Annotated in this window: 18 protein-coding genes; 10 read left to right on the top strand and 8 right to left on the bottom strand. The window is 67.1% G+C overall.

Annotation, left to right across the window (positions count from 1 at the left end; all coding sequences use genetic code 11):
* Nucleotides 1-87: 87 nt before the first annotated feature.
* The 6 genes from RALTA_RS24070 to RALTA_RS30420 all read right to left on the bottom strand — a co-directional run bounded on the left by RALTA_RS24070 (nucleotide 88) and on the right by RALTA_RS30420 (nucleotide 5,024).
* On the bottom strand, nucleotides 88-1,260 hold the full coding sequence (locus RALTA_RS24070) for an ABC transporter substrate-binding protein (protein ID WP_012356561.1): 1,173 nt from the start codon (nucleotides 1,258-1,260) through the stop codon (nucleotides 88-90).
* 134 nt (nucleotides 1,261-1,394) lie between these two features.
* Entirely contained in the window at nucleotides 1,395-2,102 is a 708-nt protein-coding gene (locus RALTA_RS24065) for an ABC transporter ATP-binding protein (protein WP_025585316.1), read from the bottom strand.
* Complete coding sequence (locus tag RALTA_RS24060) at nucleotides 2,089-2,853, bottom strand: ABC transporter ATP-binding protein (RefSeq protein ID WP_012356559.1); 765 nt, start codon at nucleotides 2,851-2,853, stop codon at nucleotides 2,089-2,091. The genes RALTA_RS24065 and RALTA_RS24060 overlap by 14 nt, the downstream gene beginning before the upstream one ends.
* A complete protein-coding gene (locus RALTA_RS24055) occupies nucleotides 2,846-3,892 on the bottom strand; it encodes a branched-chain amino acid ABC transporter permease (protein ID WP_012356558.1) in 1,047 nt (348 codons plus the stop codon). The genes RALTA_RS24060 and RALTA_RS24055 overlap by 8 nt, the downstream gene beginning before the upstream one ends.
* A 12-nt stretch (nucleotides 3,893-3,904) precedes the next feature.
* Nucleotides 3,905-4,768, bottom strand: a complete 864-nt coding sequence (locus RALTA_RS24050) for a branched-chain amino acid ABC transporter permease (protein ID WP_041232613.1) — start codon at nucleotides 4,766-4,768, stop codon at nucleotides 3,905-3,907.
* Nucleotides 4,769-4,880: 112 nt separating this feature from the next.
* Nucleotides 4,881-5,024, bottom strand: coding sequence for a hypothetical protein (locus tag RALTA_RS30420; RefSeq protein WP_157877233.1), 144 nt, complete (start codon nucleotides 5,022-5,024; stop codon nucleotides 4,881-4,883).
* 371 nt (nucleotides 5,025-5,395) lie between these two features.
* Between RALTA_RS30420 and RALTA_RS24045 the strand changes: the two genes are divergently transcribed.
* Complete coding sequence (locus RALTA_RS24045; RefSeq protein ID WP_012356556.1) at nucleotides 5,396-6,472, top strand: glycosyltransferase family 4 protein; 1,077 nt, start codon at nucleotides 5,396-5,398, stop codon at nucleotides 6,470-6,472.
* A 31-nt stretch (nucleotides 6,473-6,503) separates the two neighbouring features.
* The gene (locus RALTA_RS24040) at nucleotides 6,504-8,714 is read left to right on the top strand and encodes an amylo-alpha-1,6-glucosidase (RefSeq protein ID WP_012356555.1); all 2,211 of its coding nucleotides are present in this window, start codon (nucleotides 6,504-6,506) and stop codon (nucleotides 8,712-8,714) included.
* 166 nt (nucleotides 8,715-8,880) lie between these two features.
* On the opposite strand, the gene RALTA_RS24035 is transcribed toward RALTA_RS24040, so the two are convergent.
* On the bottom strand, nucleotides 8,881-10,068 hold the full coding sequence (locus RALTA_RS24035; RefSeq protein ID WP_012356554.1) for a CaiB/BaiF CoA transferase family protein: 1,188 nt from the start codon (nucleotides 10,066-10,068) through the stop codon (nucleotides 8,881-8,883).
* A gap of 90 nt (nucleotides 10,069-10,158) precedes the next feature.
* Between RALTA_RS24035 and RALTA_RS24030 the strand changes: the two genes are divergently transcribed.
* The 6 genes from RALTA_RS24030 (at nucleotide 10,159) to RALTA_RS24005 (ending at nucleotide 15,854) form a co-directional block, all read left to right on the top strand.
* The gene (locus RALTA_RS24030) at nucleotides 10,159-11,298 is read left to right on the top strand and encodes an acyl-CoA dehydrogenase family protein (RefSeq protein WP_041232612.1); all 1,140 of its coding nucleotides are present in this window, start codon (nucleotides 10,159-10,161) and stop codon (nucleotides 11,296-11,298) included.
* Between the two features lie 8 nt (nucleotides 11,299-11,306).
* Nucleotides 11,307-12,452: an acyl-CoA dehydrogenase family protein gene (locus RALTA_RS24025; RefSeq protein ID WP_242405276.1), complete on the top strand. Its 1,146-nt coding sequence runs from the start codon at nucleotides 11,307-11,309 to the stop codon at nucleotides 12,450-12,452.
* Between the two features lies 1 nt (nucleotide 12,453).
* Entirely contained in the window at nucleotides 12,454-13,227 is a 774-nt protein-coding gene (locus RALTA_RS24020) for an enoyl-CoA hydratase/isomerase family protein (protein ID WP_012356551.1), read from the top strand.
* A 45-nt stretch (nucleotides 13,228-13,272) separates the two neighbouring features.
* The gene (locus RALTA_RS24015; protein ID WP_012356550.1) at nucleotides 13,273-14,235 is read left to right on the top strand and encodes a tripartite tricarboxylate transporter substrate binding protein; all 963 of its coding nucleotides are present in this window, start codon (nucleotides 13,273-13,275) and stop codon (nucleotides 14,233-14,235) included.
* Between the two features lie 65 nt (nucleotides 14,236-14,300).
* Entirely contained in the window at nucleotides 14,301-14,996 is a 696-nt protein-coding gene (locus RALTA_RS24010; RefSeq protein ID WP_242405275.1) for a TetR/AcrR family transcriptional regulator, read from the top strand.
* A 132-nt stretch (nucleotides 14,997-15,128) separates the two neighbouring features.
* On the top strand, nucleotides 15,129-15,854 hold the full coding sequence (locus RALTA_RS24005; protein WP_157877231.1) for an IclR family transcriptional regulator: 726 nt from the start codon (nucleotides 15,129-15,131) through the stop codon (nucleotides 15,852-15,854).
* 16 nt (nucleotides 15,855-15,870) lie between these two features.
* Here RALTA_RS24005 and RALTA_RS24000 read toward each other — a convergent pair whose 3' ends face one another.
* The gene (locus tag RALTA_RS24000) at nucleotides 15,871-16,773 is read right to left on the bottom strand and encodes an HpcH/HpaI aldolase/citrate lyase family protein (protein ID WP_197536825.1); all 903 of its coding nucleotides are present in this window, start codon (nucleotides 16,771-16,773) and stop codon (nucleotides 15,871-15,873) included.
* A gap of 174 nt (nucleotides 16,774-16,947) precedes the next feature.
* On the opposite strand from RALTA_RS24000, the gene RALTA_RS23995 reads away from it, so the two are divergent.
* Together RALTA_RS23995 and RALTA_RS23990 are read left to right on the top strand one after the other, a co-directional pair.
* Nucleotides 16,948-18,396 carry an MmgE/PrpD family protein gene (locus RALTA_RS23995; protein WP_012356546.1) on the top strand — a complete coding sequence of 483 codons (1,449 nt, stop codon included), beginning with the start codon at nucleotides 16,948-16,950 and terminating at the stop codon, nucleotides 18,394-18,396.
* A complete protein-coding gene (locus tag RALTA_RS23990; protein WP_012356545.1) occupies nucleotides 18,393-18,929 on the top strand; it encodes a MaoC family dehydratase in 537 nt (178 codons plus the stop codon). Before RALTA_RS23995 ends, RALTA_RS23990 begins: the two co-directional genes overlap by 4 nt.
* Nucleotides 18,930-18,955 lie beyond the last annotated feature (26 nt).

Here is an 18,955-nt window from a genome sequence, read left to right as displayed (position 1 = left end):
GCCCGAGCGCCGCAATGAAAAACCCCGGCATGCCTGTCGGCATGCCGGGGTTTGCTACGCGGTGCAGTACCGGCAGCGTTTCTCGCTTTACTTGGCCAGCTCGGACAAGCGGACCTGCGAGATCTTGCCGTTCTGTACCCAGCCCACCACGGTGTCGGCCATCGAGCCGCCCTTGGCGTCGATGCCGTCGACTTCGTTGGGATTGACCTCCTTGGCCAGGCCCTTGACCGCATCCGGCATCTTCGCGCGGATCGCGGCGGCGTCGCTGGTGGTACCCGCCAGCTTCATCGCGCCGGCCAGCGCATACACCATGGTGTAGTTCAGCGACATCTCGGTGGTGGCATCGCGCCCGTCATGCAGCTTCTTGTACCGCGCGTTGAAGGCCTGCGCTGCGGGGCGGCTGTCATTGACCAGCGGCAGCACGCCGATCGAGCCCTCCAGCATGCCCAGGCCGTTGGTGACGCGGGCCATCTCGTCCATCTTGGCCTGGTCCATCACGATAAAGCCGCCCTTGAAGCCGAGTTCGCGCGCTTGCTTGACCACCAGCGCGGTCGGCTCCGACGGGCCGCCGACGAACATCACGTCCGGCTTTTCGCTGATGGCGCGCGACACGCCGCTGTAGAAGTCAGTGGCCTTGGTATACGACATCGGGTTGTTCGCCACCACCTTGCCGCCCGCGGCTTCCCACGCCGGCAGGAAGGCCTGCACCCAGGCCTTGGCGTAGTCGTGGTCGGCCGGCGCCAGCGCCACGTTCTTGCCGTAGCGCTTCATCTGCGCCTTGATGAACGGCTCGATATAGCCCGTATAGGCCGGCGGGATGCGGATGGTCAGCTTGTTGCCGGCATCGGTGATGCGGGGCACGCTGGAGTAGGCCATCACCAGGAATTTCTCCTGCTCGTTGAAGGCCTGCAGCGCGAAGATGCCGCCCGAATGCGGCACGAATACCGCCGGGGTCTTGTGCTGCTGCACCAGCCGGCGCCCGTTGATGGCGGCCTCGGCGGGCGAATACTTGTCGTCCAGCGCCACCACTTCCAGCTTCACCTTCTTGCCCTTGACTTCCAGGCCCGAGGCATTGATCTCGTCCACCGCCATCTGCACGCCAGACAGCACGTTCTTGCCATACAGCGCGGCGCCGCCGGACAGCGGGCCGGTGTAGCCGATCTTGACGACTTCCTGCGCCAGCGCGGCGCCCGATGCCAGCATCGCGGCCACGGCGGTGGCGGCCAACGGGAAGATGCGGCGCATGAGGTTGTGTTGCATGGTGTTGTCTCCTGAAAGTACGGCATCTATTCGATCTGCCATCTCTGGCCGACCGCTTGTTTTCTCCCCTCTCCCGCAAGCGGGAGAGGGAGCATGCTTGCGGTACAGCAAGCTCATCGCGTCGAGCCTGCCGGCTACCCCCCGATGTACGCCTTGCGAATCCCTTCATCCTTCAGCAACGCATCCCGATCCCCCTCCATCACTATCCTTCCGCTCTCGATCACATAGGCGCGATGCGCAATCCCCAGCGCCGCATAGGCGTTCTGTTCCGCCAGCAGCACCGTGGTTCCCGCGCGGTTGATGCGCTGGATGATCTCGAACATCTGCTTGACCACCAGCGGCGCCAGGCCCAGCGACGGTTCGTCCAGCAGCAGCGCACGCGGGCGGCTCATCAGCGCGCGTCCCAGCGCCACCATCTGCTGCTGCCCACCCGACAGCGAGCCGGCCGGGTCATCCTTCTTTTGCCGCAGGATCGGGAACAGTTCATAGACCTCGTCCAGCGTCTTGCGGATGCCGGCGCCGTCGCGCCGGTGCACGTAGGCGCCCAGCACCAGGTTCTTCTCCACGCTCATGGCCGGGAACAGCTTGCGGCCCTCCGGACAATGCACCAGGCCCGCCTGCACGATCTGCGACGGCTTCATGCCGGACAGCTCGCGGCCGTCGAAGCGCATGCTGCCGCCGCTGATGCGGTGGATCGCGCTCATTGCCAGGAAGATCGAACTCTTGCCGGCGCCGTTGGCGCCCAGCAGCACCACCAGTTCGCCGGCGCCGGCGTGCAGGGTGATGTTGTCCAGCGCGCGGAAGCTGCCGTACGACAGCGAGACGCGTTCAAGCTGCAACATGGTCGGCTCCCAGGTAGGCCTCGATGACATGCGGATCCTGCTGGATCTGCGCGGGGGTGCCCTCGGCAATCTTCTCGCCGTAGTTCAGCACCATGATCTTGTCCGCCAGCCGCATGATCATGTCCATCTTGTGTTCGATCAGGCAGACCGTCTTGCCATGGCGCACCATCTTGCGGATCAGCTCGGCCAGGCCGACGGTTTCTTCCGGGTTGACGCCGCCGGCGGGTTCGTCGAGCAGCAGCAGCTCGGGGTCCGTCGCCAGTGCGAGCGCGAACGCCACGCGCTTGCGCGCCTCCTGCGTGATATCGGCCGCGACCTCGTGCGCCAGGTGCGACAGGCCGACGAAGTCCAGCGCGGCCTCGGCCTTGTCGCGGCACAGCCGCTCTTCCTCGCGCAGGCGCCGCGTGTTGAACAGCACGTCGCCCAGTCCGGAGCGGGTGCGCAGGCGATGGCCGACGATCAGGTTGTCGAGCACCGTGGCGCGGTCGAACAGCGCCGTGGCCTGGAAGGTGCGGGCCACGCCGAGGCGCGCGATCTGGTCGGCACGCAGCCCGGCCACGTCCTGGCCCTTGAACAGGATCTGCCCGGAGGACGGCGCATGGGTGCCCGCGACCAGGTTGAAGAAGGTAGTCTTGCCGGCGCCGTTGGGGCCGATGATGGCGTTGATGTGGCCCTGCTCGAAGGTCACCGAGACATCGTGCACCGCGGTCAGGCCGCCGAATTTCTTGGTCAGGTTGCGGATCTCAAGCATGGTCGGCTCCGGCGCGGGTGGTGGGGACGGGCGCTGCGGCGGGCTGTGCCGCGCCGTGCGCGCCCGGTTGCGCGGCCAGCTTGCCGCGCCGTTCGGCGGCGGCCTTGCGCGCCTGCTTCTTCAGGTAAGAGCCGACGATGCCGTCGGGCACGAAGATGATCAGCAGGATCAGCACCGGGCCAAACACCAGCATGCGATAGTCCTGCATGAACTGCAGCGACTGCGTGATCCACGGCACCAGCACCGCGCCCAGCAGCGGCCCGAACAGCGTGCCGATGCCGCCCACCAGCATCGACATCACCATGTCGAAGGTCAGGTCGGTGCGGGCGATGTCAGGGCCCAGGAAGCGCACCTGGCCCGCGTAGAGCGCGCCGGCGAAGCCGGCGTAGCCCACCGACAGCACGAACGACAGCACCTTGGTGCGCATCAGGTTGATGCCCAGCGCCTCGGCCAGCGCGTCGCTGTTGCGCACGGCCATGAAGCTGCGGCCCAGCAGCGAGGTGACGATGCGGTGCATCAGGAAGACGCCGAGCGCCAGGAAGGCCAGCACCAGGTAATACTGCGCCTGCACGCTGTCGAAGCTGAGCGGCCCGATCGCCGCCGGCACCGGGATGCCGATCAGGCCCACGGTGCCGTGCGTCAGGCTTTCCCACTTCTCGATCAGCAGATAGATGATGTAGCCCACGCACATGGTGAAGATCGAGAAGTAATGGCCCTTCAGGCGCAGCGACACCACGCCGACCACGTAGCCCAGCACCATGCACAGCACTCCGGCCAGCACGAAGGCCAGCCAGAACGGCACCTGGTGGTCCACGGTCAGGATGCCCAGCGTGTAGGCGCCGATGGCCATGAAGCCGCCGTGCGCCAGGTTCAGCTGGCCGGTATAGCCGGTGATCAGGTTCAGCCCGAGCGTGGCGATGGCATAGATGAAGGCCAGCGTCATCACGGTCAGGTAGTAGCTGTTGGGCGTGACCAGCGGGAAGGCGATGGCCAGGGCCAGCAACAGTGTCCAGCCGGTCTTTCCTTGCAGTGCTTTCATGTCTTGGACTCCTCAGGCTGCCTTGCCGGCAAACAGGCCCTGCGGCCGGATCGACAGGATCACCACCAGCAGCACGAAGGCAATGATGTCCTTGTAGTCGGTGGAAACGTAGAAGCCGCCGAAGCTCTCGGCCATGCCGATGATCAGTCCGCCGACGATTGCGCCGGGGATGCTGCCCATGCCGCCGAGGATGATGATGACGAAGGCCTTGGTGATCACCAGGTTGCCCATGCTGGGGTAGACCAGGTTGATCGGCGCGTAGAGCGTGGCGGCGATCGCCGCCAGCGCGCCCGAGATGGCGAAGACCAGCAGCGTCACGCGCGTGGCGTCGATGCCGACCAGTGCCGCGCCTTCGCGGTTCTGCGCCATCGCCATGATGGTGGCGCCCGTCATGGTGCGCGTCAGGAACAGGTGCAGCAGCACCATCAGCGCAAACGCCGCGCCGATGATCAGCAGACGCTGCAGCGGCGCGGTCAGGCCGAACACATCGACGATCTGGCCATAGGGCGTGGGCATGCGGTGGAAGTCCGCGCCCCACAGCGCCTGCGCGCCGGCTTCCAGGAACAGCAGGATGCCGATGGCGGCGATCATGTCGTGCAGCTCGGGCGAGTTGCGCAGCGGGTGGAACACCAGCCGGTCGGCCAGCATCGACAGCACCGCCACCGCCAGCGCGGCGCCCAGCATCGCCAGCCAGTAGTTCACGCCCAGCGCGGTCATCAGGTAGTACGACACGTAGGCGCCGGCCATGTAGAAGGCGCCATGCGCAAAATTGGGCACGTGCAGGATGCCGTAGACCAGCGTCAGGCCAAGCGCCACCAGGCTGTACACGCCGCCCAGCGTCAGGCCGTTCAGGATCTGTTGAAGGAACAATGCCACGGGGGTACCTCGTACGGTTCGAAAAACCAGGCACGCGGCGGCAATGGCCGCGCGTGTTCCGTCGCGGCGGCGCCAGGCGCGGCCGCGCGGATCCAAATCCGGTGCTCGGGGGTCAGGCCGGCCGCAGCGCGGGCTGTCGGACCGGGATGCGCGCAATCGCGCGTGCGGTGGTGCCGGCACCGGTACGCCGGCGCGCAAGGTTCACGTGCGTGCCGTGGCAATCGCGGTGCGCAATGGGATGCTGCAAAAGCTGCATGGCGGTGTCTCCTGTGCGATGCGGCGCGATGGCCGCCCGGCAAGCCGGACGGCGGTGCCGCCCGGTGACGCCGTGTCGGGAAGTATTCCCGCACGATCGTTCGTTTTCGCCGACTTTTGCATAGGCCCGCGGGCACCGTCAAGGAAAGCGGCTCGCTATTCCGCAGCGCGAAATAGGAGCCGCCGCGCCTCCGGGTAAGTCCTGACTGCAAGGACCGCCACCATGGCCGTGCCGCATGGTTTCCATGCCTGCCCTGCATGGTCCGGACCAGCTTGAAAAAGCCGCCGCCGCTTTCTATGGTGCCTTCATCAGCCCAGGCACTGTCGCGGCAATCCACCCTGCAGTTTGCTGATCACACGGGGGGACCGCCGATGAAGATTGCGCAGATTGCACCACTCGCCGAGCGCTGTCCGCCGAGCCTGTATGGCGGAACCGAGCGCATCGTGTCTTACCTGACGGAAGAACTGGTGCGCCAGGGCCACGAGGTCACGCTGTTCGCCAGCGGTGACTCGGCCACGCGTGCCGAGCTGGTGCCTTGCTGCGACATGGCACTGCGCCATGCCGGCGCCGGCGACCATCTGCCCTACTACGTGATGATGCTGGACCGCGTGATGGCGGCCGCCACGCGCTTCGACGTCCTGCATTTCCATATCGACATGCTGCAATTCCCGCTGCTGCGGCGCCTGCCCGTGCGGGCGCTGACAACCTTGCACGGCCGGCTGGACCTGCCTGAACTGCGGACCTTCTACACGCATTTCCGGCAGTTTCCGCTGGTGTCGGTTTCCGATGCGCAGCGCGCGCCGATGCCACCGGTCAACTGGGTGGGTACGGTGCACCACGGCATTCCCGCGACTGTGCTGGACTACTGCGCCAATCCCGCGGGCGATTACCTGGCATTCCTCGGCCGCATCTCGCCGGAGAAGCGTCCCGACCACGCCATCGAGGTTGCCGAGCGAGCGGGATTGCCGCTGAAGATGGCGGCCAAGGTGGACCGTATCGACCGCGCCTACTGGCAGAAGGTGATCCGTCCGCTGGTGGCGGCGCACCCCAACGTCGAGTACGTCGGTGAAATCGACGAGTCCGCCAAATCGGCCTTCCTTGGCAACGCGCGCGCGCTGCTGTTCCCGATCGCATGGCCCGAGCCGTTCGGCCTGGTGATGATCGAGGCCATGGCCTGCGGCACGCCGGTGATTGCGTTCGCCTGCGGCTCGGTGCCGGAGGTGATCGAGGCCGGCGTGAGCGGCTATGTCGTGCACAGCGTCGACGAAGCGGTGGCCGCCGTCGACAACGTGGCAAGGCTGCCGCGCGCCGGCGTGCGCGCCGCGTTCGAGGCGCGCTTTACCGCCGAGCGGATGGCGCGCGACTACGTGCGCATCTACCTGGGCCTGCCAGACCCCGGCGACGCCGGCGAGGCACATGGCGAGGCCGGCGGACTGGCGCTCGCGTAACCCATCACGACTCCTGCTGGAGGAACTCCTCATGCCTGCGGATTCCACGGAACATCCCAACCGCTCGGTGGCGGTCGCCGGCGCCGGCGACGTTGCGCAGTTCTATATTCCCGCAGCCGCGTCGCTGCAGGAGCGGCGCCCGCGCACGCTCAAGCATGGCGACACCTTTGCGCTGTTCGACCATAACGGCGACGCAATCGGCGCGCCGGGCAGCCCGGAGGGGCTGTTCCATTTCGATACCCGCCATCTGTCCTTCCTGCGCCTGACGGTGGAAGGCCAGCGCCCGATGCTGCTGTCGTCCACGCTGCGCGACGACAATGCCGCGCTGACGTGCGACCTGACCAATCCGGACCTGTTCGACCAGGAGGGCGGACTATGGCTGGAGCATGACCTGATCCACCTGCGCCGGTCGCGCTTCCTGTGGAACGGCGCCTGCTATGAACGGCTGAGCGTGCGCAACTTCGACGACCGGCCGCGGCGCGTGTGCATCGACATTGCCTTCGATGCGGACTTTGCCGACCTGTTCGAAGTGCGCGGCACGCAGCGGTTGCGGCGCGGCACCCTGCACGCACCGCAAGTCGAAAACGCCGCGGTCACGCTGAGCTATACCGGGCTGGACCAGGCGCTGCGCGAAACCCGCCTCTCGTTCGATCCTGTGCCGCAGGCGCTGAGCGGCAGCCGTGCCAGCTTCACGCTGCTGCTCAAGCCCTCGTGCATGCAGCTGCTGCGCATGGAAATCCGTTGCAAGTCGGTGGACCGGGAAGAGCGCGAGAGCCAGTCCTTTCTGGGTGCGCTGCTGCAGTCGAGGCGCGAGCTGCGACGCTCGTCGGGGCGTGCGGCGTCGATCAGCACGTCGAATGAGCTGTTTAACGAAGTCGCGCGGCGCAGCGTCTCCGACCTGTACATGCTGCTGACCAACACCGTGCATGGGCCTTACCCGTATGCCGGCATCCCGTGGTTCAGCACGGTGTTCGGCAGGGATGCGCTGATCACCGCGTTGCAGACGCTATGGCTCGATCCCGAGATTGCCCGCGGCGTGTTGCAGTACCTTGCCGCGATGCAGGCCGAATCGGTCGACCCCGGCGCCGATGCCGAGCCAGGCAAGATCCTGCACGAGATGCGCCATGGCGAAATGGCCCGCCTAGGCGAGGTGCCGTTCGCGCTGTACTACGGCAGCGTCGACGCCACGCCGCTGTTCGTGCTGCTGGCGGGCGCGTATCTGCGGCGCACCGGCGACCTCGACACCATCCGCGGCTTGTGGCCGCGGCTGCGGGCCGCGCTGGGCTGGATCAGCGATCATGGCGACCGCGATGGCGACCTGTTCGTCGAATACGGCCGGCTGTCGCCGGAGGGCCTGATCAACCAGGGATGGAAAGACAGCCGCGATTCGGTGTTCCACGAGGACGGGCGGCTCGCCGCCGGCCCGATCGCGCTGGCCGAAGTCCAGGCCTACGCCTATGGCGCGTGGCAGGCCGCGGCGCAGATATGCGCGGCGCTGGACGACAGCGAGGGCGCGGCCCGCTATGCCGCCAGGGCGGAAGTGCTGCGCGACGCCTTCGACGCGCGGTTCTATGATCCGGCGCTTGGCACCTATGTGCTGGCGCTGGATGGCAGCAAGCAGCCGTGCCGCGTCCGCGCCTCCAACGCGGGACATACGCTCTATACCGGCATCGCGCTGCCGGAGCGCGTGCCGTCCGTGGTGGCCGCGCTGATGCAGAGCACGTCATTCTGCGGCTGGGGCATACGCACCGTCGCCGCGGACGCGGCGCGCTTCAACCCGATGAGCTACCACAACGGCTCGGTATGGCCCCACGACAATGCACTGATCGCGGCGGGCATGGCGCGCTACGGCTACCACCAGGAGGCCAGCCGCATTTTCGAGGGCCTGTTCGCGGCCTCCAGCTATATCGACCTGCGTCGCCTGCCCGAGCTGTTCTGCGGCTTCTCGCGCCAGCGCAGCCAGGGGCCGACCTTCTATCCGGTAGCATGCGCGCCACAGGCCTGGGCCGCGGCGGCGCCGCTGCTGATGCTGCAGGCCTGCCTCGGGCTGGACTTCGACACGCAGGAGCCGGCCATCACCTTCGAGAACCCGTCGCTGCCCCCGTTCCTGGACGAGGTGGTGTTCCGCAACCTGGGGGTCGGTGGCGGCAGCGCCGACGTGGCGGTGCGGCGTTCCGGCGAGCGCGTGGTGGTCGACGTGCTGGACCGGCGCGGGCCGGTGCGGGTGTTGACGCGGAATTAGTCTCCGGCCTGTCGGCGGGTGCGGCCTTCGTCCGGGCGTGCCGGCAGGCTGGGCCAGGTCTGCCGGCAGCGCGCCCAGGGACGCCAGCGCCCGCTAACGCTGCCCGGCGCCGCATGACAGGCTGGCACTGCCCTGAGTGCGAGCGTTGTCCGATCCTTCCATTGCGTCACGGCGCGGGGTTCAGGATACGCTCGGTATCCTCGCCCAGATTGGGAGCGGCCTTATAGATGGAGGCAGGCGTTCTCGAAAAAAGCGCTGTCGGCCTGGTCGTCACCACTTCGCCTTCAGTGGGGTGCGTCATGGTTTGGAACAAGCCTGTGCTCTGCACCTGGGGATGGTTCTGGATGGTGTGGATCGAGTACATCTCCGCGACCGGGATGTCCATCTCCCGGCAAACGTCCATCATTTCACGGGTGGTGTATTGCGCGGTGATCTTGCGCAACTCCGCGTAGATGGCCTGGATGTTCTTGTTGCGCTCTATGCGGCTGCTGATATTGAACCGGTCGATGAACTCGCCGCGCCCGAAGCGGTGGAAGAAGGCCTTCCAGTGCTGCTCGGTGTAGGGCAGCACGGCGATATAGCCATCCCTTGTCGGCGAGGGCTTGCGCCCGCCCTTGAGCAGCCGCGCATAGCCGGCATCGCCGATGGGCGGATGGAACCCATGGCCGCCCAGGTGTTCGGTCATGGTAAAGGCGACCATGGTCTCGAACATCGGCACCTCCACGTACTGGCCTTCGCCGGTGCGGGCCTTGTGCACCAGTGCGCCGAGGATGGCGTTGGCCGTGGCCAGGCCGGCGATCTTGTCGGCCAATAGCGTGGGCGGATAGTCGGGCACGCCGCTCTCGTGGCCCACCAGATGGGCCAGGCCGCAGGCCCCCTGAATAATGTCGTCGAAGGCGGGCTGGCCGGCAAAGGCGCCACCCTCGCCAAAGCCCGTGGCGGCGCAATAGATGATGTCCGGGTTGATCCGTGCCACCGCATCGTAGTCAAAGCCCAGCCGCTGGATCGCCTTGACGCGGATGTTGTGCACCAGCACGTCGCAGCGGGCAATCAGATGGCGCAACTGCGCCTTGCCTTGCTCCGTCTTCAGGTCGATGCAGACCGAACTCTTGTTGCGGTTGATATTCATGAAGGTCGAGCTCATGCCGGGCGTGCGGCTTACGCCGTTGGCACGCATCAGGTCGCCCTCGGGCGGCTCTACCTTGATCACCTCCGCGCCGTAGTCGGCCAGTACCTGGGTCGCCACCGGACCCAGCACCACGGCGGTCAGGTCCAGCACGCGGATACCGGCAAGCGGGCCTCGCGGCGCGGCGGCTTGCGGTTGGGTCGGGTCGGTCGTGTCGCTTGCTTTCATGGTGGACTGGCTTCTCCTCGTAATTACCTAGAGCGGATTCGATGGGTTCACTATAAAGTGTTGCTTGTTCGCAAGCAAGTAAGGATAAACATGGATACGTTGCACATCACGGTAGGCGACTTGCCGCCGGAATGCGAAGCGCTCCGCGCGGAGGCCAGGGCGTTTGCCAAAGCGCACATGACCCGGTATTCCCGCGTCGAGCGTGCGCACAACTGGGCCGGGCGCGACCCCGAGTTCTCGAAAAAGATGGGCGAGCAGGGCTGGCTTGGGATGACCTGGCCGACCGACGTCGGCGGCGGCGGCAAGAGCATGCTGGAGCGCTATGTGATGCTGGAAGAACTACTGGCCGTCGGCGCGCCAATGGGCGCGCACTGGGCCGCGGACCGGCAGATGGGGCCGCTGCTGATCCGCTACAGCCGCGACCAGCTTGCTCCGAAAATCATTCCGCAGATCCGCCGCGGCGAGGCCTTTATCTGCATCGGCATGAGCGAGCCGGACTCGGGCTCGGACCTGGCCTCCATCCGTACCCGCGGCACCAAGGTGGAAGGGGGCTGGAAGATCAATGGCCGCAAGGTATGGACGTCGGGCGCCCACCATGCGCACTACATGGTGGCACTGGTGCGCACCAGCGAGCGCGGCGACGACCGCCATGCCGGTATGAGCCAGATCTTCATCGAGATGGACCGCCCCGGTGTGACCGTGCGCCCGATCGTGTCGCAACTGGGCACGCGCATCTTCAACGAGGTGATCCTCGACGATGTCTTCGTCCCCGACGACCACCTCGTCGGTGAAGAAGGCAAGGGCTGGAGCCAGGTCATCAACGAGCTGAAGTACGAGCGCTCCGGCGCCGAGCGCTTCCTGAGCGGCACGCAGCTGCTGCTGGAGATGCTCGATGCGGCGGAGACAGGCAACCGCCAGCAGGCCGTGGCCATCGGCAAGGTGATTGCGCGCTACGCCACCTTGCGCCAGATGTCGCAGGGCATCGCGCTGATGATGGCCGAGGGGCAGGACCCGTCGCTGGCCGCCTCCATCGTCAAGGATCAGGGCGCGCTGCTGGAGCAGTCGCTGCCCGACATTGCCTATGAGGTGTTTCCCGAGCGGCTGGGCGACGGCAGCGAGTTCGACCAGGTGCTGAACCTGGTAACGCTGGCGGCGCCGTCGTTCTCGCTGCGCGGGGGCACGAGAGAGATTTTGCGCGGAATTATTGCGAAAGGACTGGGGCTGCGATGAGCGACAACATGATTGAAGAGACCGTCAAGCGACTGCTGGCCAACGAGGTGAGCCGCGAACTGCTGACGGCGGTCGAGGCCGGCGCATTCGCCGGCGCGCTGTGGCAAACCATTGCCGAAAGCGGCATGACCAAGATCCTGTGCCGCGAGGCCCACGGCGGGATCGAGGCGTCCTGGCCCGAGGCGTTGCCCCTTTTCTACCAGGTGGGTTACACCCAGGCGCCGGTGCCGCTGGCGCAGGCCGTGGTGGGCCAGTACCTGGCATCGCGCTGCGGGCTGGACCTGGCAGCCGACACCGTGTTCGCCCTCGCAGCGGGCGCGCAGGCGCGGTCACTGGTATGGACGAACCATGGAGCCGGTACGCCCGCCACCCTCTCAGGCACGATGACCGCCGTGAAATGGGCGCGCCATGCCCACTGGCTGGTGATCGAGGCAGCGGGTCAGCTGTGCCTGGTCGACGCGAACGGACCCGGCGTGCGGATCGAACCGAAAGCCGATGCGGCATCGCTGCCGGCCGATACGGTGGTGCTGGACCAGGCACCGGCGGCGCATGCGCTGGCTGCCGGCATTGCGGGCCTGAGCCGCCCGCTGGAGGTGTTCTACGCCGCCACCATCGCCGCGCAGCTGACGGGCGCGCTGGAATACGCGCTCGACCTGGCAGTGCAGTATGTGCAGGACCGCGTGCAGTTCGGCAAGCCCATCGGCAAGAACCAGGCGATCCAGCAGCAGCTCGCCGTGCTGGCCGGAGAGGTGGCGTGCAGCTATGCGGCGGCCGCCACCGCGTTGCGCGACCTGCCTGCGATCCACCAGCACAGCGCGCCGCAGGCGGAATTCAGCGCCGCGGTGGCCAAGGTAACGACCAGCGACGCGGTCCGCACGGGGGCCTCGATCGCGCACCAGGTCCATGGCGCCATCGGCTTCACCTACGAATATCCGCTGAACTTCGCCACCCGGCGCCTGTGGGCCTGGCGCGCCGAGGCCGGCACCAGCACCGAATGGGCCGAGCGCCTTGGCGAAGCCTTTATCCGGGCAGGCTCCGAGCAGTTCTGGCCGCACCTGACGGCGCGCACGCTACCGTGCGGTGACGCCTCGGCAAGCCCGGCTGCCCCTCACGCCGCTTACATGCCGGCAGCAAGGAGCGCAACCCATGTCTGATATGCCCGATACGGTCATCCTGACCCGCCGCGATGGCCATGTCGCCATCATTGAGCTGAACCGCCCGCCGCACAACTTTTTCGATGTCGACATGATTGCCCGGATCGCTGACGAGCTGGACCGGCTGCAGGACGACAAGACTTGCCGCGCGGTGCTGCTGCAAGCGGGCGGCAGCGCGTTCTGCGCGGGCGCGGACTTTTCGCGGCGCGACGGCGCCGCGGCGCCGCGCAGCGCCTCGCGCATCAATCCGATCTACCTCGAGGCCTTGCGCATCTTCGGCTTCGGCAAGCCGATCGTGGCGGCGATCGAGGGGCCGGCAGTGGGTGGTGGCCTGGGCCTGGCGCTGGCGGCGGATTTTCGCGTGTCGTGCACAGAGGCCCGCTTTTCCGCCAACTTCAACCGTCTCGGCTTTCACCCCGGGTTTGCGCTCTCGTACACGCTGCCCGCGCTGATCGGCAAGCAGATGGCGGCCTGGATGCTCTACACCGGCACCCGCGTCGACGGCGCCCGCGCCAGGGAGATGGGGCTGGTGGACTTCATCGTGCCCAGGGACGAAGTGCGAGCGGCGGCGCTTGCGCTGGCGCGCGAACTGGCCACCTCGTCCCCGCGCGCGCTGCAGTCGACGCGCCAGACGCTCAAAGCCGATTCGCTCAGCCACATCCGCAACGCGATCGCGCGCGAGAGCGCGGAGCAGGCCGTCCAGTTTGCCGGGCCGGACATCGCCGAAGGGGTGAGGGCCATGGCGGAAAGGCGCCCCCCGGTCTTTGCAGACTGACGCCTGCAGGGCAGGCAAGGAACCTCGACAAACGGAGACAAGGACATGCAACGCAGACAATTTGGCGCCACCCTGCTGGCGGGCGCGGCAGCGCTGGGATTTCCCTGCATCGCGCGAGCGCAGGGCAAGGTGATTCGCGTGATCGTGCCGTTCACGGCGGGCAGCGGCTCGGACGAGGGCGCGCGCTTTTACGCCGAGCAGATCGGCAAGGCACTGGGGCGTCCGATCGTGGTGGAAAACAAGCCCGGGGCCAGCGGCCTGATCGCCGTACGCACCGTGCTGTCCGAGCCCGCGGACGGCAACACCATCCTGCTCGGCAGCAACTCGCTGATCGCGGTGAATCCGGTGATGGTGAAGAACCTCGGCTACGACCCGTTCAAGGACCTGGTGCCGCTGCACGGCCTGGCGATCTCCGCAGCGGCCTTTGTGACCGGCAATGATTCGCCCTACCACACCATTGCGGACGTGGTTGCCCGCTACAAGGCCAGCGGCAAGCCGATTTCAGTGGGCAACTATTCCGAGGGCTACCGGCTGGTCGGCGAGTGGCTGGCCCAGGCCACCGGCATCAAGACCACGCCCGTGCCCTACAAGGGCGGAGCACCCATGGTGACGGACCTGGTCGGCAACCGGCTGGATATCGCGCTGAACGACATCACCGGTATCGCGCCCATGGCAAAGGCCGGCAAGCTGCGCGTGCTCGCCATCACCGGCGCGGTGCGCGACAAGCTTCTGCCCGATGTCCTGACCATGAAGGAGGCAGGCTATGCGGACTTCGAGTCCTATGTGTGGTCGTCGTTCTCGATGAAGGCCGGCACCCCGCAAGACAAGCTCAAGGAGCTTGCCGCGGCAATTGCGGCCGCCCAGAAGACGGAAGAGGCCAAGGCGTACCAGGCCAAGCGCGCGGGTACGTTCCTGAGCAAGGCGCTTGGCGAGTTGGGCGACTTCCAGCGCGCGGAATACCAGCGCTTCAAGCGCGTGGCGGAAAAGGCCAATATCCAGCCTGCCTGAGCCGCACGGCCCGTCGCCATGCCGGCCATTGCAAGCGCGGCGGCCGGCATGCGCGGCAGCGGCGCATGCTGGCTGCGCGCGGGCGCAGGCTGGAAAGTGTCCCTTTCCCTTCGGTACAATCTGGACCGCGCGCGACTTTACTTTCCCTACCCATGAAACCGCAATCCAGTCGCACCCAGGAGCAACGGCGTGAGGAATCCGTCAGCCGCATGGTGCAGGCCGCTATCGAGCTGATTTCCGAAAAAGGCCTGGCGGGGCTGACGATGAATGAAGTTGGCACCAAGGCCGGCTATAGCCGCGGCCTGGCGCACACCCACTTCGGCTCCAAGGAAAAGCTGCTGGCGGAGTGCCTGGAACACCTGTCGCGTGAATTCAATGCCCAGCGCAAGAAGGACGGCAGCGATACCAGTGGCATTCATGGCATCTATTCGCTGGTGGATGCCTACACCCAGCGCCCGGAAAGCGCGGTCAACAGTATCCGCGCGATGTTCTTCATCGTGCTCGACTCTTCAGTGGCCGACTCGCCGCTGCACGGCTTTGTCCACGACTACAATGAAAAGAACATGGCCTACGTCGAGTACAAGCTCAACGAGGCCAAGGCCCTGGGGCAGATCCGCGCGGACGTTGATGCAAAGTCCGCGGCCTTCATCCTGATGAGCCTGCTGCGCGGTATCTCCGTGCATCGCCTGAACCGGGCCTCCATGGACCCGGCCGCCGTGAAGGCGGAAATCCTGCGAATGATCGGGGAGTGGTTGCTGTAGAAGACCCATCGCCATGGCGATGTTGGGGAGGGGGCTGAAACGGCAAGCACGTGAGCGACGCCGGACAGTCCAGGCACGGCAACGCAGCGCCGAGCAGGCGCGCGCCAGGGAGGGACGGCTATGGACAGCGGCATGGTCAAGTCGGCAAATCGCGTGTTCGACCTGCTGGAACTGTTCGAGCGCGTGCGACGGCCGCTGCGCGTCGGCGAGATCGCCGAGCGCCTCGGCATCCCGCAGTCCAGTGTCTCGATGCTGCTGCGGACCATGGTCGCGCGCGGCTACATGGAGTTCGACGCGCAGTTGCGCACCTATTGCCCGTCGGTGCGAGTCGCCTTCCTGTGCGGCTGGACCACGCGCAGGCAAGGCGCGGGCGCATCGGTGCACGACGCCATGCGCCGGCTGTCGAGCGAAACCGGCGAAACCGTGCTGCTGGGCCGCCAGAGCGGCAACATGCTCCAATACCTGTCCGTGATCGAATCCAGCCATGCGCTGCGTCTGTCGGTTGCGTCGGGCATCGTCCGGCCGATGCATCGCACCGCGATCGGCATCATGCTGATGAGCCGCATGGACGACGAGCAGATCGGACGCCTGCTGCGCCGCTACAACGCCGAGGCGGACACCGGCGAGCCCCCGGCACGGCCCGCCGAAATCCTGCGCGAAGTCGAGCTGGCGCGTCGCCAGGGCTACTACGAATCGGCCAGCCTGGCCACGCCGGGGGCCGGCGTGATTGCCACGCTGATGGCCACACCCATCCGCGGACAATGGCTGGGCATCGGCACCGGTGGCCCGGTGGCGCGCCTGCACGCGCGCCGGAAAAAACTGCTGGCCGCGGTGCTGGCCGTGGCGCAGGACTGTTGAGCGCCGGCGCGCGCGTTCAGCGGCCGGGCCGTTCCCCGCGCGCCCGGATGGCATCGAGGCGCGCCAGCAGGCGCGTGGCCTGTTCCAGGTGCAGGCGCTCGACCATGCGTCCCTCCAGGTTGATTACGCCCGCAGCGGCATGCTCGGGCCGCGCGAAGGCCGCGACGATCGCCTGCGCCTCGGCCGTGGCGGCGTCCGACGGCGTGAACGCCGCATTGGCCGGATCGACCTGCGACGGGTGGATCAGTGTCTTGCCGTCAAAACCCATCCTGACCGACTGCAGCACTTCATGGTCGAAGCCGGCGCGGTTGCCGAAGTCATTCCACACACCGTCGAGCACGTCCGTGCCGTAGCGCTTTGCCGCCAGCACCACCGACATCAGCCAGGGTAGCAGGTACCCGCGGTTGTCGCCCGGATAAACGCCGGTTTCCCTGGCCAGGTCATTGGTGCCCACCACCAGGCAGTCGAGTCGCACCTGCCGGCGCTGGCCGGCTTGCAGGATGCCGTCGATATGGTGGATCGAGGCAGCGGTTTCGACCATGGCCCATAGCCTGGGCGCCGGCCCATTGGCGATGGCGCCGATGGCCGCGGCGAAGCGCTCCAGGTCCGCACCGGTGTCGACCTTCGGCAGCAGGATGGCATCGGCCCCGCAGGAGGCGGTCACGCGCAGGTCGGCATCGAACTCGGTGGTTGCCAGCGCATTGACCCGGATCACCGTTTCATGCGCCGTAAACGGCTGCGCGGCAAACGCGCTGGCCAGGTTGTCCCTGGCCTGGGCTTTCATCGCCGGGGCCACGGCGTCTTCCAGGTCGAACACGATGGCGTCGCAGGGCAGGTGACGGGCTTTCTCGATGGCGCGGGTGTTGGTGGCAGGCACATACAGCACGGAGCGGCGGGGTGCGGGCTTGGTCATGGTCATCAGTGATGGCGTCGTGGACGCGAAAGGTGGACGAAGGCGAATAAGGCGGCCATGCAGCGGCCATGCGCGGCACGGGCGCCCCGCATGGCCACGGAAGAAAGTTTCGGTCACGCACGCCCGCACATCCATCACATATGTGATGGATGTCAGCGGCCGGCATTCATCACATATGTGATGCAGCGCCAGCCGGCCTTCGCCAATACTGGGTCCATCGACAACAACATGGCGCCGGCCGATGCGGCGATGCTTCCGGTGGAACCTGACCATACCTTCGACAACACCACGGACCGCACCGGCTTCACCCGGGCGCTGGCCGACTGGACCAGCACGGTCGACGATGCCGAGCTTGGCGGGCCGGCCTTCGCCTGGGCACGCCATGCCATGCTCGACTGGATCGCGGTGACCCTCGCCGCCGCGCGCGAGCCGCTGGTCGAAATGCTCGTCGCCGAATATGCCGGCCTGCGCGACTTGCCGTGCGCGCTGGTGGGTAGCCCGCTGCGGGCCGAACCGGCGCAGGCCGCGCTGATCAACGGCGCCGCGGGACATGCCCTGGACTTCGACGACGTTGCTTCGGCGATGCGAGGACACCCGACCGTGCCGGTGGCACCCGCGGCGCTGGCGGTGGCCCAGGTGACCGGCGCGAGCGGCAAGGAACTGCTGCGCGCGCTGATCCTCGGCCATGAAGTCGAAAGCCGGATCGGCGAGGTGGTGGGGGAGGAGCAGTATCGCCTCGGCCTGCACCCGACCGGCGCCACCGGCACGCTGGGCGCCGCCGCCGCCTGCGCGCGGCTGGGGGGCCTCGATCCGGTCCGCACGGCCCATGCGCTCGGACTCGCCGCGACGCAGGCCGCGGGGCTCAAATGCATGTTCGGCACCATGGCCAAGCCGCTGCACGCGGGCAAGGCCGCCATGAACGGCGTGATCGCGGCCCGCCTGGCCGCGCGCGGCTTCACGGCCAATGCCAGCGGCATCGAGTGCGAGCAGGGCTTCGGCCGCACCCAGGCGCCCGCAGCGCTGGCGTTCCCGCCCACGTTCGAGCGTCGCGCGGGCATGGCGATCGAACGCACCCTGTTCAAGTTCCATGCGTCCTGCTACCTCACGCATTCCACCATCGAAGCCGTGCGCCAGGCTTGTCGCGAGCATCGTATCGACCTGGACGCGCTCGAGTCGATGACCATCTTCGTGTCCGGCCCGCATCGCGGCGTGTGCGATATCGCCAACCCGCAGACCGGCCTGGAGATCAAGTTCGCGATCCAGCATCTGGCGGCGCTGGCGATGGACGGCGCGCCTACGGCGTCGCTCGCGCTGTACTCGCCCGAGACCGCGCTCGCGCCGCGCTATGTCAGGGCGCGGCAGCGGATCGGGTTGCAGGTCGTGCCGGGTCCCGACCGCAACGCCGCCACGGTCGAGATCGTGACGCGCGACGGCCGCACGCTGCGCGCGGAGGCCAATGTCGCGGTGCCGGCCGACGACCTTGCCATGCAGTGGCGCCGCCTGGTCGACAAGGCGCAGGCCATCGTCGTGCCGCGCATCGGCGCGGCCAAGTTCGCGAAGCTGGTGTCGGTGGTCGACACGCTGGACCGGCTTCCTTCCGTCGAACCCTTGTTTGAGGCAATGCAATGACAACCATCGATCCCGCTATTGAGTGCGCCCCCGAGATTCCCGTCGATCCGCTAGTTGCCCACCTGAAAGCCGAGGCCAGGCTGCGCGCCCGCGGCAACCGCTACGAGGACTTCGAGCCGGGCCGGCGCTTCGACCACCACTGGGGCCGTACCGTCACCGCGGCGGACAACACCATGTTCTCGGTGCTGACGCTGCACTACAACCCGCAATACACCAATGAGGCGGTGGCGCGCGCCAACGGGCACCCCGGCGTGCCGGTCAATCCGCTGCTGGTGTTCAACACCGTGTTCGGCCTGTCGGTGGAGGACCTGTCCGAGGGCGGTGGTCCCTTTCTCGGGGTCGACGAGCTGGCCTATCTGCGGCCGGTCTACCCCGGCGAGACGCTCTATGCCAGCTCCGTGGTGGTGTCGCGCAGGCTGGCGAGCAACCGGCCCGGCTACGGCATCGTCACGTGGCACACGCGGGGCACCAATCAGCAGGGCGATGCAGTGATCGAGTTCAAGCGTACCAATTTGGTCAGGACGAGGGGATAAGCATGTCAGGAGACGGTCTGGGTTAC

Source organism: Cupriavidus taiwanensis LMG 19424 (genome assembly GCF_000069785.1).
Taxonomy (GTDB): Bacteria; Pseudomonadota; Gammaproteobacteria; order Burkholderiales; family Burkholderiaceae; genus Cupriavidus; species Cupriavidus taiwanensis.
The sequence above is the reverse complement of the archived record's forward strand: the minus strand, read 5'-3'. Positions and strand labels throughout refer to the sequence as shown.